10 protein-coding genes, 1 tRNA gene and 1 pseudogene are annotated in these 12,231 nt (G+C 70.3%); 3 read left to right on the plus strand and 9 right to left on the minus strand.

Annotation, left to right across the window (positions count from 1 at the left end):
- Positions 1 to 472 (plus strand): hypothetical protein (locus ACSNOG_RS28915; protein WP_436755659.1); only part of this gene is annotated, 472 nt, incomplete at its 5' end.
- Positions 473 to 522: 50 nt separating this feature from the next.
- On the opposite strand, the gene pknB is transcribed toward ACSNOG_RS28915, so the two are convergent.
- The 6 genes from pknB to ACSNOG_RS28945 form a co-directional block, all read right to left on the minus strand.
- Positions 523 to 2,565, minus strand: coding sequence for a Stk1 family PASTA domain-containing Ser/Thr kinase (gene pknB, locus ACSNOG_RS28920; protein WP_436755660.1), 2,043 nt, complete (start codon positions 2,563 to 2,565; stop codon positions 523 to 525).
- A gap of 161 nt (positions 2,566 to 2,726) precedes the next feature.
- Positions 2,727 to 4,181, minus strand: a complete 1,455-nt coding sequence (locus tag ACSNOG_RS28925) for a penicillin-binding transpeptidase domain-containing protein (RefSeq protein WP_436755661.1) — start codon at positions 4,179 to 4,181, stop codon at positions 2,727 to 2,729.
- On the minus strand, positions 4,178 to 5,620 hold the full coding sequence (locus tag ACSNOG_RS28930; protein ID WP_436755662.1) for an FtsW/RodA/SpoVE family cell cycle protein: 1,443 nt from the start codon (positions 5,618 to 5,620) through the stop codon (positions 4,178 to 4,180). The genes ACSNOG_RS28925 and ACSNOG_RS28930 overlap by 4 nt, the downstream gene beginning before the upstream one ends.
- A 40-nt stretch (positions 5,621 to 5,660) precedes the next feature.
- Positions 5,661 to 7,214 carry a Stp1/IreP family PP2C-type Ser/Thr phosphatase gene (locus ACSNOG_RS28935; RefSeq protein ID WP_436755663.1) on the minus strand — a complete coding sequence of 518 codons (1,554 nt, stop codon included), beginning with the start codon at positions 7,212 to 7,214 and terminating at the stop codon, positions 5,661 to 5,663.
- Between the two features lie 75 nt (positions 7,215 to 7,289).
- Positions 7,290 to 7,835, minus strand: coding sequence for an FHA domain-containing protein FhaB/FipA (locus ACSNOG_RS28940; protein WP_436755664.1), 546 nt, complete (start codon positions 7,833 to 7,835; stop codon positions 7,290 to 7,292).
- 10 nt (positions 7,836 to 7,845) lie between these two features.
- A complete protein-coding gene (locus tag ACSNOG_RS28945) occupies positions 7,846 to 8,703 on the minus strand; it encodes an FhaA domain-containing protein (protein WP_436755665.1) in 858 nt (285 codons plus the stop codon).
- Between the two features lie 383 nt (positions 8,704 to 9,086).
- Here ACSNOG_RS28945 and ACSNOG_RS28950 point away from each other — a divergent pair.
- Both ACSNOG_RS28950 and ACSNOG_RS28955 read left to right on the plus strand, forming a co-directional pair.
- A tRNA-Leu gene (locus ACSNOG_RS28950) sits at positions 9,087 to 9,170 on the plus strand.
- A 172-nt stretch (positions 9,171 to 9,342) separates the two neighbouring features.
- Positions 9,343 to 10,119 carry a hypothetical protein gene (locus tag ACSNOG_RS28955; protein ID WP_436755666.1) on the plus strand — a complete coding sequence of 259 codons (777 nt, stop codon included), beginning with the start codon at positions 9,343 to 9,345 and terminating at the stop codon, positions 10,117 to 10,119.
- Between the two features lies 1 nt (position 10,120).
- Here the strand turns inward: ACSNOG_RS28955 and ACSNOG_RS28960 are convergent, their stop codons facing one another.
- The 3 genes and pseudogenes from ACSNOG_RS28960 to ACSNOG_RS28970 form a co-directional block, all read right to left on the minus strand.
- The gene (locus ACSNOG_RS28960; RefSeq protein WP_436755667.1) at positions 10,121 to 10,438 is read right to left on the minus strand and encodes a helix-turn-helix domain-containing protein; all 318 of its coding nucleotides are present in this window, start codon (positions 10,436 to 10,438) and stop codon (positions 10,121 to 10,123) included.
- Between the two features lie 265 nt (positions 10,439 to 10,703).
- On the minus strand, positions 10,704 to 11,954 hold the full coding sequence (locus tag ACSNOG_RS28965; RefSeq protein WP_436755668.1) for an MFS transporter: 1,251 nt from the start codon (positions 11,952 to 11,954) through the stop codon (positions 10,704 to 10,706).
- Between the two features lie 77 nt (positions 11,955 to 12,031).
- Positions 12,032 to 12,231, minus strand: a pseudogene (locus tag ACSNOG_RS28970) (2-oxoacid:ferredoxin oxidoreductase subunit beta); the annotation flags it as partial.

Below are 12,231 nucleotides of genomic sequence, written 5' to 3' on the forward strand. Positions count from 1 at the left end.
ACCCAACCCCTCCACGCTCGGCTCGACCCACCGGCCCGCCTACATCCCCCGCTCCTCCGACCTCTCCGCCCTCGCCTACAGCTTCACCGTCCCCGGCGACCCCCGGTCCGCGACCGTCGTCCGGGCGACCATTCGGAGCGTCCTGCGCATCCACGGGCTCGATGCGATCGAGGAGCCCGTCCTCTCCGTCGCGGGAGAGCTCGTCGCCTGCGGGACGCGGTTCGCGCCGGGGCAGGACATCTACCACTCCCTCCGGTGGTGCGACGGCGCGCTGCGGATCGTCAACTGGGACGCCCACCACGCCCACTCCGACGCCCGCCAGGCCGCCCACTGCACCGCCTGCCGCAAGCGCGCCCTGCTCCTGCTCGCCGCGGTCGTCCGCGAGTGCCGGGGGACCTGGGGCATCAGCAAGCCCGGGTCCACCGCCGAGGGCACTCGGGTCTGGGCCAGCCTCCCGGTCGAAGGAACGTGAACGGCCCCGCCCCCGGGCGAGCCGGGGACGGGGCCGTGCGTGAGGCGGACTCAGTGGCGGCGGCCGCCGATGAAGCCGCCTCCGATGAAGCCGGTGTCGCCGGTGGTGCCCTGGTCACCGCCCGGCGGGGTGCCGGGGGTGCCGGTGTCGCCGCCCGGGAGGCCCGCCGTGGTGGTCAGGTCGACCGGGCTGTTCTTGGCGACCTGAGTGCCCGGCATCGGGTTGGTGGACTGCACGACGGCCTTGTCGTCCTGCGGGCCGAAGACGTTGCCGACCTTCAGGCCCGCGGCCTCGAGCTCCTTCTTGGCGTCCTTGAGCTTGTGGGTCAGCACGCCCGGGACCGCGACGTTCTGGGCACCCTTGGCCACGGTCAGGGTCACCGTGGAGCCCTGGGCGGCCTGGGTGTTGCCGTCGGGGCTCTGCTTGGTGACCGTGCCGGGAGCCTGTCCCGGGACATCCTCCTCGGTCACGGTGACCTCGAAGCCGTTGTCCTTCAGCTGCTTCTTCGCCGCCTCGACGTTCTGGCCCACCACCGACGGCACCGTCTTGGTCGGCTTGGACTCCGCGACGGTCAGGGTGACCTCGGAGCCCTTCTCGGCCTTGGTGTCGCCCTTGGGGTTCTGCGAGAGGACGGTGCCGGCGGTGGCGCCCTCGGTCACCTTGGTCTTGGTGCTGACCTGGAAGCCCTTGGACTCCAGGATCTGCCGGGCGTTGTCCAGCTGCTTCTCGGTGACGTCCGGGACCTCGACCTTGGCCGCGCCCTCGGACACCTTGACCTTGACCTCGCCGCCGCGGTCGATCTTGCCGCCGCCGGTCGGGTCCTGCTCGCAGATCTTGCCCTTGGGCTGCTCGCAGGTCGCCGTGCCGTTCTCGACGACCTTGAAGTCGCCGTTGACACCCTGCTGCTGAGCGTCCTTCAGCGTCTGCCCGACGAGGTTGGGCACGGACACCTTGGAGGCGTTGTTGCTGCCGCTGAAGAGCGACTTGCCGATGAAGATCGCGCCGACCAGCACCAGCACGCCCGCGATGATCAGCAGGATCGTCGAGAGGTTGCTCTTCTTGCCCCCGCCGCCCGCGGCGCGCCGCCGGCCGTTGCCGTCGTCGTAGCCGCCGTACCCGCCGTCGTCGTCGCGGACGGGCGGCAGCATGGAGGTCTGGCCCGGGCCCTGCTGGGGGGCCTGGGGGCGGAGCATGGTCGTCGGGGCGTCCGCGCCGTAGCCGACGGCGCCCATGGTGGCCGTGGCGGCAACGGGCTGGCCCTCCAGGGCCGCCTCGATGTCGGCGCGCATCTCGTCGGCCGACTGGTAGCGGTAGTCCGGGTCCTTGGCCAGCGCCTTGAGGACGATGGCGTCCATCTCGGGCGTGATCTCGGGGTCGTGGACGCTCGGCGGGTTCGGCTCTTCCCGTACGTGCTGGTAGGCGACGGCCACCGGCGAGTCGCCGATGAACGGGGGCCGGACAGCCAGCAGCTCGTAGAGCAGGCAGCCGGTCGAGTAGAGGTCCGAGCGCGCGTCGACCTGCTCGCCCTTGGCCTGCTCCGGGGAGAGGTACTGGGCGGTGCCGATGACGGCCGCGGTCTGCGTCATGGTCATGCCGGAGTCGCCCATGGCGCGGGCGATGCCGAAGTCCATGACCTTGACCTGGCCGGTGCGGGTCAGCATGACGTTGGCCGGTTTGATGTCGCGGTGGACGATGCCGGCCCGGTGGGAGTACTCCAGCGCCTGCAGGACGCCGATGGTCATCTCCAGCGACCGCTCGGGCAGCAGCTTGCGCCCGGAGTGCAGCAGCTCGCGCAGCGTCGACCCGTCCACGTACTCCATGACGATGTACGGGATCGAGACGCCGTCGACGTAGTCCTCGCCGGTGTCGTAGACGGCGACGATCGACGGGTGGTTGAGCGAGGCGGCCGACTGGGCCTCACGGCGGAACCGGGCCTGGAAGGACGGGTCGCGGGCGAGATCCACCCGCAGCGTCTTCACGGCGACGGTGCGGCCGAGCCGGGTGTCGTGGGCGAGGTAGACCTCGGCCATGCCACCGCGGCCGAGCACCGAGCCCAGCTCGTACCGGCCGCCGAGGCGACGCGGCTCTTCCATAGCTCCAGCCCTTCCGTTTTCCTGACCGCACCTTCACTACGTCCGGCGGTGTGCTGTCCGGCATACGGTACCCGGCACGTCGCGCCCCTTCCGGCCGCGACGGTCACCTGATACACGACCGGTACCGTCACCCGCGTCGCCGGACGCGGAGGTGAGCGGCCTCACTTCGAGGTGCTGAGCACCGCCTCCATGACCTTCTTCGCGATGGGCGCGGCGAGCGCGCCACCGGCGATGTCGTCACGCATCGTGTCCGAACCCTCGATCACGACGGCGACCGCGACGGGGGAGCCGTTGGCGCCCTTGGCGTAGGAGATGAACCAGGCGTAGGGGTTCTCGCTGTTGGCCACGCCGTGCTGCGCGGTTCCGGTCTTGCCGCCGACCGTGACGCCGGGGATCCGGCCGTTCTTGCCGGTGCCCTCGTTGACCACCGTCTCCATGATCGACTGCAGCTTCCGGGCGGTGTCCCGCGACATGGGCTGGGACATCTCCTTCGGCTGGTGCGTCTCGATCACGTTCAGGTTGGGGGCGCGCACCTTGTCGACCATGTACGGCTCCATGAGCTTGCCGTCGTTGGCGACCGCGGCGGCCACCATGGCCATCTGCAGCGGCGTGGCGCGGTTGGAGGCCTGGCCGATGCCGTCCATGGCGTTCTGCGGACGGTTGTCCTTGGGGTAGATGCTCTGGGCGGCGCGGACCGGCGTGTCGAGCTTGTCGTTGTTGTAGCCGAACTTCTGGGCCTGCTCCATCATCTTCTTGTTGCCCAGGTCGGCGCTGACCTTGCCGAAGACGGTGTTGCAGGACCACTGGAGGGCCACCCGGAGCGAGGCGTCCTTGCAGGGGATGTCGCCCTCGTTCTTCAGCGGCGTCACCGTGTCCGGCAGCGTCCACGGCAGCGGCGAGTCCGTCTTGGAGTCGACGTCCTTGTACAGCCCGTTCTCCAGGGCCGCGGCGGCCGTCACGACCTTGAACGTCGAACCCGGCGGGTACGTCTCGCGCAGCGCCCGGTTGAGCATGGGCTTGTTCTTGTCACTGTCCAGCGACGTCCATTCCTTGCCGTCGTTGGCGCCCGCGATCTTCGACGGGTCGTAGGACGGCGTGGACGCCAGGGCGAGGATCTTGCCGGTGCGCGGGTCGATGGCCGCGACGGCGCCCTTCTTGTCGCCCAGGCCCTCGAAGGCGGCCTTCTGGGCCTTGCTGTTCAGGGTGGTGATCACGTCACCGCCCTTCTTCCCCTTGCCCGTGATCATGTCGACGGTGCGGTTGAAGAAGAGGCGGTCGTCGTCGCCGATGAGGACGCTGTCGTAGAGCTTCTCCAGCTGGGTGGCGCCGTAGACCTGGGAGGAGCGGCCGGTGACCGGCGCCCACATGGCGCCGTCGTTGTACGTCCGCTTGTACTTGAAGTCCACGCCGCCGGTCTCCACGGAGCCGGTGATGGCCTGGCCGTCGACGATGATGTTGCCGCGGGGCTGGCTGTAGCGGGCGATGTCGACGCGGCGGTTGTTCTTGTGCGTCTTGAGCTCGTCCGCCTGGACGAACTGCAGCCAGTTGTCGCGCAGCAGCAGGGCCAGAACGAGGAGGCCGCAGAAGATCGCGATCCTGCGTACGGGCTTGTTCACGGGCGGACCACCTGGGTCATCTCGGCGTCGGTGGACGGGGCGGGGGCCGGGGCCGGACGCCGGGCGGTGTCACTGATCTTGATCAGGATGGCCACCAGAGCCCAGTTGGCGATCACGGACGAGCCGCCCGCCGCGAGGAACGGCATGGTCATACCGGTCAGCGGGATGAGGCCCATGACACCGCCGGCCACGACGAAGACCTGGATGCCGAAGGCGGCGGAGAGGCCGGTGGCGAGCAGCTTGCCGAAGGGGTCGCGGGCGGCGAGCGCCGTGCGGATGCCGCGCTCGACGATCAGCCCGTAGATCAGCAGGATCGCCATGGCGCCGGCCAGCCCGAGCTCCTCGCCGTAGGAGGCGAAGATGAAGTCGGAGTTGGCGGCGAACTGGATCAGGTCGGAGGCGCCCTGGCCCCAGCCGGTGCCGAAGACGCCGCCGGAGCCGAAGGCGAACATGGCCTGGGCGATCTGCTCGGTGGTGGCCCAGGACGGGCGCGGGTTGTCGTAGACCGCGAAGGGGTGCAGCCAGGCCATCACACGGACCTTGACGTGCGGCTCGACGGAGCCGACGACGGCCGCGCCGCCCGCCGACATCAGCAGACCGAAGACGATCCAGCTGGTGCGCTCGGTGGCGACGTACAGCATGACGACGAACATGCCGAAGAACAGCAGCGAAGAGCCCAGGTCGGTCTCGAAGACGAGGACGACGAGGCTGAGCGCCCAGACGGCGAGGATCGGACCGAGGTCGCGGCCGCGCGGCAGGTACAGCCCCATGAAGCGGCGGCTGGCCAGGGCCAGGGCGTCGCGCTTCACCATCAGGTAGCCGGCGAAGAAGATCGCCAGGATGATCTTCGCGAACTCACCGGGCTGGATGGAGCCGAGTCCGGGGATGGTGATCCAGATCTTGGCGCCGAACTTGCCGGGGAAGAAGATCGGGGCGATGAGCAGGACCAGCGCGACGACCATCGAGATGTAGGTGTAGCGCTGGAGGATGCGGTGATCCTTCAGGAAGATCATGACGGCCACGAACAGCGCGATGCCCAGGGCGGAGAACATCAGCTGGTTCGGGGCGGACGCCTGGAAGGTGAAGCCCTGCGCCTTGGCCAGGCGCGCCAGCCGCTCCGACTGGTCGAGCCGCCAGATCATGACGAGGCCGAGCCCGTTGAGCAGGGTGGCCAGCGGCAGCAGCAGCGGGTCGGCGTACTTGGCGAACTTGCGCACGACCAGGTGGCCGACGCCGCCGAGCAGGCCGAGGCCGAGCCCGTAGCCGAGCATGCCGGAGGGCATTTCGCCGTTGAGCGCGAGGCCGACGTTGGCGTAGGCGAAGCACGGCAGGATGACGGCGAACGCGAGCAGCGCGAGCTCGGTGTTGCGCCGGCTGGGCGGGCCCACGGTGCTGATCGTGGTCGTCGCGGTCGTGTTGCTGCCCGCGCTGGATGGCATGGATGGCATGGCTGACATGAGTTGATGGCCCCCTACGGCTTCACTGCTGAGCGCTGCACTGCGGGACCAACTTCTGCTCTTCCTCGGTGAGGGTGGGGACCGGGCTCGGCACCGGGCTGGCCTGGGCGGAGAGGCCCGTGGCCCCCGGCTTGGCGTCGGTTTTGGGGTCCTTGGGGTCCTTGGGGTCCTTGGGAAGGTCGCCCACGGCGCCGCCGGCCCGGTCGCCGCTCTGCTTCTCCTTGTCCCGCTGCTGCTGTTGCTCGGCCTTGCGCCGCTCGTCCTCCTTCTTGCACGCGCCGGCGAGCAGGGCGAGGTCCTTGGCCTTCTGCTCCGCCTTCGCGCGGCTGTCGAGGGCGATGGTGTCCTCGACGCGGCTGCGCTGGTCGACGGGCAAGTACTTGAGTTCGATCTCGGGGTGGTCCTGGTAGAGCTTGCTCAGGCTGACCCACGCCAGGTCCTGGTTGATGCCCTGGTAGACCGCCACGTGGTTGTTGTCCTTGGCGCCCACGTAGTACTGCGTCTGGGTCCAGCTGTAGCCGCCGTAGAGGCCTCCCGCGACGACGCCGAGGACGACGGCGAGGATCAGCGAGCGCTTGAGCCACCGGCCGCGCGCGGGCTCCTTGACGAAGTCCTCGTCCATGAAGGCGCCGAACGAGCCGTCCGGGGCGGCCATGCCGTCGCCGCTGCCGGGCGGGCCGAAGGCGCCGCCGGGCTGCTGGGCGGGCACGGGCCGGTTGGCGCGGGCGTGCTCGGCGGCCCGCCCGGCCGGGGTCTGCATGGCGCCGTCGACGCCCAGCTGCAGCTGGTTCTCGGCGACCGCGCCGACGATCACCGGCGTGTCGTTGAACTGCTGGGCGAGGGTGTCGCCGCCGTCGACGTCGAGGACGTCGGCGACGATGCAGGTGATGTTGTCGGGGCCGCCGCCGCGCAGGGCGAGCTGGATCAGCTCCTGGACCGTCTCGTGGGGGCCCTGGTAGCTGGCGAGGGTCTCCTCCATCGTCTGGTGGCTGACCACGCCGGAGAGGCCGTCGGAGCAGATCAGGTAGCGGTCGCCCGCGCGGACCTCGCGGATGGAGAGGTCGGGCTCGACGTGGTCGCCACTGCCCAGCGCGCGCATCAGCAGGGAGCGCTGCGGGTGGGTGGTGGCCTCCTCCTCGGTGATCCGGCCCTCGTCCACCAGCCGCTGCACCCAGGTGTGGTCCTGGGTGATCTGGGTGAGGACGCCGTCGCGCAGCAGGTACGCGCGGGAGTCGCCGACGTGTACGAGGCCGAGCCGCTGGCCGGTCCACAGCAGGGCGGTCAGGGTCGTGCCCATGCCCTCCAGCTGGGGGTCCTCCTCGACCATCACGCGCAGCTGGTCGTTGGCGCGCTGCACGGCGGTGCCGAGGGAGGTGAGGATGTCCGAGCCGGGGACGTCGTCGTCGAGCTGGACGAGGGTGGAGATCACCTCGGAGCTGGCGACCTCGCCCGCGGCCTGGCCGCCCATGCCGTCGGCGATGGCGAGCAGGCGCGGGCCGGCGTAACCGGAGTCCTCGTTGCCCTCCCGGATCATGCCCTTGTGCGATCCGGCGGCGAAACGCAGTGACAGACTCATGCGCACCTCGCCCGTCGGCTCCGGGTACAGCCCCTTCCCAGCCACGCTGCCCACCCTCCGGTCGTCATGGTCCTACTACTTCCGCAGCTCGATGACGGTCTTGCCGATGCGGATCGGCGCGCCGAGCGGGATCGGGGTCGGGGTGGTCAGCCGCGTGCGGTCGAGATACGTGCCGTTGGTCGAACCCAGGTCCTCGACGATCCACTGGCCGTCGCGGTCGGGGTAGATCCTGGCATGCCGGCTGGAGGCGTAGTCGTCGTCCAGCACGATCGTGGAGTCGTGGGCGCGTCCCAGCGAGATGGTCTGGCCCTGCAGGGCGACCGTGGTGCCGGTGAGGGAGCCCTCGGAGACCACGAGCTTGGTGGGGGCGCCGCGGCGGCCCCGGTCCGCGCGCCGGTCGGCCCGGCGCCCGCCCGTCTGCTGCTGCTGGCGCTGCTGCGGGGGCGCGGTCTGGGCCTGGCCGCGCTGCGGCTGCCGCTCGGGACCGCCCCGGCGGGAGCCACGCTGGGTGACCCGGGTGCCGAAGAGATCACTGCGGATGACCTGAACGGCCACGATCACGAACAGCCACAGTACGGCGAGGAAACCCAACCGCATGACCGTGAGGGTCAGCTCTGACATTGCCCCCGCTTCACCCTTCGGCTTGCCGATAAACGATGGTGGTGCTGCCCACGACGATCCGTGAGCCGTCGCGGAGCGTAGCGCGAGTGGTGTGCTGTCCGTCCACCACGATGCCGTTGGTCGACCCCAGGTCCTGAATGGTCGCGGGGGTGCCGACCCGGATTTCGCAGTGCCGGCGCGAGACGCCGGGGTCGTCGATCCGGACGTCCGCCTCGGTGCTGCGGCCCAGCACGAGGGTGGGCCGGGAGATCTGGTGGCGGGTGCCGTTGATCTCGATCCAGCGGCGGGTCTGGGCTCCGGGAACGCCCGCCGGGGGGCTCTGGCCGCCCGCGCGCGGCGCGGGCCGCCCGGGGGGCGCGGAGGGCGGCGGCGACGCGGGCATGGGCGGCAGGCCGGACGGCGGTGCCGGATAGCCCGCGCCGGACGTGACGGGGCCGCCCGGGCGCGCCGGACCGGGGCGTGCGCTCTGCTGGCCTTGGTGCTCCTGCGACTCGCTGGCGGCGAGGGTGCGGCTGCGCACCCGGTACAGGCCGGTGTCGAGGTCGTCCGCCTTCTCCAGGTGGACCTTGATGGTCCCCATGAAGGTGTACCGCTGCTGCTTGGCGTAGTCGCGGACCATGCCGGAGAGCTCGTCGCCGAGCTGGCCCGAGTACGGGCTGAGCCGCTCGAAGTCCGGGGTGCTCAGCTCCACGATGAAGTCGTTCGGGACGACGGTGCGGTCACGGTTCCAGATGGTGGCGTTGTTGTCGCACTCGCGCTGGAGAGCGCCGGCGATCTCGACCGGCTGCACCTCGGACTTGAACACCTTGGCGAAGGTGCCGTTCACGAGACCCTCGAGACGCTGCTCGAAGCGCTTCAGTACTCCCACGGGGCACCTCCTTCCCTCAGTGACGTTCCTGATGCTCGGTGTCGTTCCTGATACTGCTTACTGATCGTATCCACGCGTTGGGGAAACGGCCGGTTCCCCTTCGGGGCCAGGAGTGACGAGTGTCGCCCCGGCCCGTCGGCGCGACCCCTTCCTACCCCTTCATAGGGATCGTAGAGGCGGCCGGGAGCCAGTGTCCCGCAACCGGCGGGGTCCCCACCGGTCCCGGCGGACCGGCACGCCCCCCGCAGGCCCGGGCCCGGGAGAACGAGTGTGAAGGCACCCGCCAGGGCGTGCTAATGTTCTCGATGTCGGAAGGCGCACGGCGCAGAACCGGAAGGGCAAGCCCCCCGGGAAAGCTTCGGAAGCCCGAGGACGACACCCATGCGCGGGTGGCGGAATAGGCAGACGCGCTGGATTCAGGTTCCAGTGCCCGAAAGGGCGTGGGGGTTCAACTCCCCCCTCGCGCACAGTGAGGACAGGCCTCCTGGAGTGACTACGGTCACTTCGGGGGGCCTGTCTCTTTTTGTGTCTCCGGAAACGGAAGAGCTTGGCCGGAACGTGGCACGCCGTAGTGGCTGGAGTGGGAACATCATTCCGTAGTCGTACCGGGGCGCTGTGTGATCCGGAGGGGGACGCGGGGTGGCTGGGGTCCAGACGTCCGTTCTTTCGGAGTGGGTGCTGCCCGCTGCCGTCTGCGCGCCCGTGACCTGGGTGTGCCTGGTCCACCGCTTCCGCGGGCAGGGGCGGCTGCTGGGGACGGTGAGGTCGGTGTCGTCGGCGCTGGCCGTGGTGCTGTGGACGTCCGCGATGGCGGCGCTGGCGAGCGGTCTGCTGTTACCCCACGCCTCCAGCGTGCCGCCGGCGGCGGTCGGCGTCGTGGCGGGGGCGGGGCTGGTGCCCAAGAAGAGGACCGAGCAGGCGGAGCACCCGGTGATGGCGATTGTCACACTGGGACATTCGCTGCTGATCAACAGTCTGATGCTGCGGTTGCAGACCGACCGGGCCGACTGGTGCGCCCGGATGACCGGCGGTTTCGACAACTGCTGGGAGATCGACGTCTTCGCCGACCGGGTCGCGCGGCACCTCAGGGCCCGAGTGGACGTCCCCGGGCGCTCTCCCAAGGGGAAGAGCGGCCTGGTGACCTCGATCAGGGAGCGGTACGAGGACGTGCGGGCCGCGGTGCAGCACGCGGACACCCTCGAGACCGAGATCGAGAAGGCCTGCAAGGACGAGCAGCGCGAGCGGACGCCCCAGGAGGCCGGGCGGATGCTGCGGGCGTTCGGCGAGGCCGAGCACTTCTGTGCGTATCTGCTGGAGCTGGCGCACGCCCACGGCAAGCGCAGCGACGACAAGAAGATCATCGCACTGCGGCGGCAGCCGCTCTACGCTGCCGCCGCCGAGGTCGCGGCGCGCTGAGTCAGCGGTGGGTCTTGGCCAAGGCCCGTGCTGCCGAGGGGGCTTGGCAGCCGCCCGAGGGCGACTCGGTGAAGGAGATCTCCAGTTTCACGTCGAGCGCATCGGCCACGGCCGCGAGCGAACGCATCGTCAGGTTCTCGTCGCCCGAGAGGATTTGGCTCACGCGGCCCGGCGAGACGCCCATGCTGTCCGCCAAGTCCTTGCGCGTCATGCCGCGTTCGGCCAGGACGCCCGCCAGGGATGCCGTCGCATGGCGGGCCAGCCGGGCTCCGGCCGCATCGGCCAGCCGTGCTTGATCGCCTTTGTCACGCCATGTCATGGCTACCCCCAGGAACGGACATCGCGGCGCCCGTGGGCGCCTTCCCAGATAAGAGGATGCCACCTTTAGCGCTAACTAAAAGCCCGCTTCCGGCTAAAGATTGCTGTGCGAGCGCGGAGTTCACCCTTTGATCAATCTGTGACCAGGCGTGATGCGGCAATCGGTCGATTTCGGCCAGACTTCGGCCCGCCCGCGGAAAGGGGGGTGCGGACGGGCCGGAGGGGCGCTCGCGGCGGGGTGCCGGGCGCCGGGCGCGGGGCGCCGGTCAGCGAGCGGCCGTGCCCTCCTCGTCCGCCGGCTCCTTGGGAGCGGGGGACGCGGCCGCGGCGGGAGCGGGGGCCTTCAGGAAGAACAGCAGCAGGAACGACAGGAGGGCGATGCCGCCGGCGACCCGGAAGCCGGTGGCGATCGACGTCGCGCCGATCACCGGGCCGATCACCAGGGGCGCGGCGAACTGGCCGGTGAAGTTGGCCGTCCCCGACAGGGACGTGGCCTGACCGCGCATCGCGGGCGGCGCCGTCTCGCCGATCATCACGGCGAGCGCGGGCACGGACATGCCCATGCCGAGACCGAACAGGGCCGGTGCCAGGATGATCAGCACCGCGTTGGACGCGGTCCCGGCGACCAGGAAGGCCACCACCCACAGCACGGCCGAGAGCCGCAGCAGCCGCACGTAGCCCAAGTTCGTCTTGATCTTGGCGTAGGCCAGGCCGACCAGGGTGCCGGCGACCGAGGTGCTCGTCGTGTACAGCGCGACCAGGAACGGCGTCTCGACGCCGAGCTGGGAAAGCCGCTGGGGAAGGAAGACGGCCAGCACGTACAGCAGGAACGAGCTGGTCAGCGACAGGGCGTAGAGACCCAGCAGCCGGGGCCGGGAACGCAGCAGAGTGAACGTTCCGCCACCGCCGCCGGGCCGCTTGGCGCTCAGGCTCTTGGGCAGCGTGAACATCATCGCGAGGCCGACCGGGATGCCCAGCAGGTAGATCGCGAAGGGGCCGTGCCAGGAGATCCCGCCGAGCGCGCCGCCCAGCAGCGGCCAGATGATCCCGCCGACGCTGATGGCGACCGAGCGCCACCCCGCCACGCGGTCCCGCTCGGGCCCCTCGTAGAGCGCCAGCAGCGCCACCGTCGTGCCGGCGAAGACCGCGGCCGCGCCCACGCCGAACGCGAACCGGCTGATGATCAGCGCCGTGTACGAGGTGGTGACCAGGCCGGCGCCGCCCGCGACGCCGTAGAGCAGGAGCCCGGCCACCAGGGGCGTCTTCAGCCCCCAGCGGTCGATCGTCCAGCCGACGAGCGGGCTGGCGATGGCCAGGGACAGGCCGTGGGCGGTGAGGATCAGACCGGCGCTCGTACCGCTGACGCCGAGCTCGCCGCGGATGACTCCCACGACGGGGGTGAGGATCGTGCCCGCCATGACGGTGAGGGTGGACGCAAGAAGGAGTACGGCCAGAGCGGCCCGGCCGCGTGACGCGGGCCGGGACGGGCCGGGTGATGACGGAGTGGGCGATGCCATCGGCGGAACCTTAGCTACATAACGGGGGTGGATGGAGCCGGGCGGCTCGGGGGAGCGCCCTGACGGACCTCTCGCGCTCAACCGACGACAGTCCAGGTGTCGTTGCCCGAGAGGAGGCTGGTGAGGTCGCCCTTGCCGTACTGCTCGACGGCCGCTTCGAGCTGGTCGGCCATCTGGGTGTCGTAGACCGGGCGGCGGGTGCTGCGGAAGATGCCGATGGGGGTGTGGTGGAGGGTGTCGGGGTCGGCGAGGCGGGAGAGGGCGAAGGCGGTGGTGG

Source organism: Streptomyces sp. URMC 124 (genome assembly GCF_051386455.1).
GTDB lineage: Bacteria > Actinomycetota > Actinomycetes > Streptomycetales > Streptomycetaceae > Streptomyces.

Coding starts and splice junctions, on each gene's coding strand:
- ACSNOG_RS28960 (WP_436755667.1), bottom strand. CDS start 10,438: ATGACATGGCGTGACAAAGGCGATCAAGCACGGCTGGCCGATGCGGCC.
- ACSNOG_RS28965 (WP_436755668.1), bottom strand. CDS start 11,954: ATGGCATCGCCCACTCCGTCATCACCCGGCCCGTCCCGGCCCGCGTCA.
- ACSNOG_RS28940 (WP_436755664.1), bottom strand. CDS start 7,835: ATGTCAGAGCTGACCCTCACGGTCATGCGGTTGGGTTTCCTCGCCGTA.
- ACSNOG_RS28930 (WP_436755662.1), bottom strand. CDS start 5,620: ATGCCATCCAGCGCGGGCAGCAACACGACCGCGACGACCACGATCAGC.
- pknB (WP_436755660.1), bottom strand. CDS start 2,565: ATGGAAGAGCCGCGTCGCCTCGGCGGCCGGTACGAGCTGGGCTCGGTG.
- ACSNOG_RS28935 (WP_436755663.1), bottom strand. CDS start 7,214: ATGAGTCTGTCACTGCGTTTCGCCGCCGGATCGCACAAGGGCATGATC.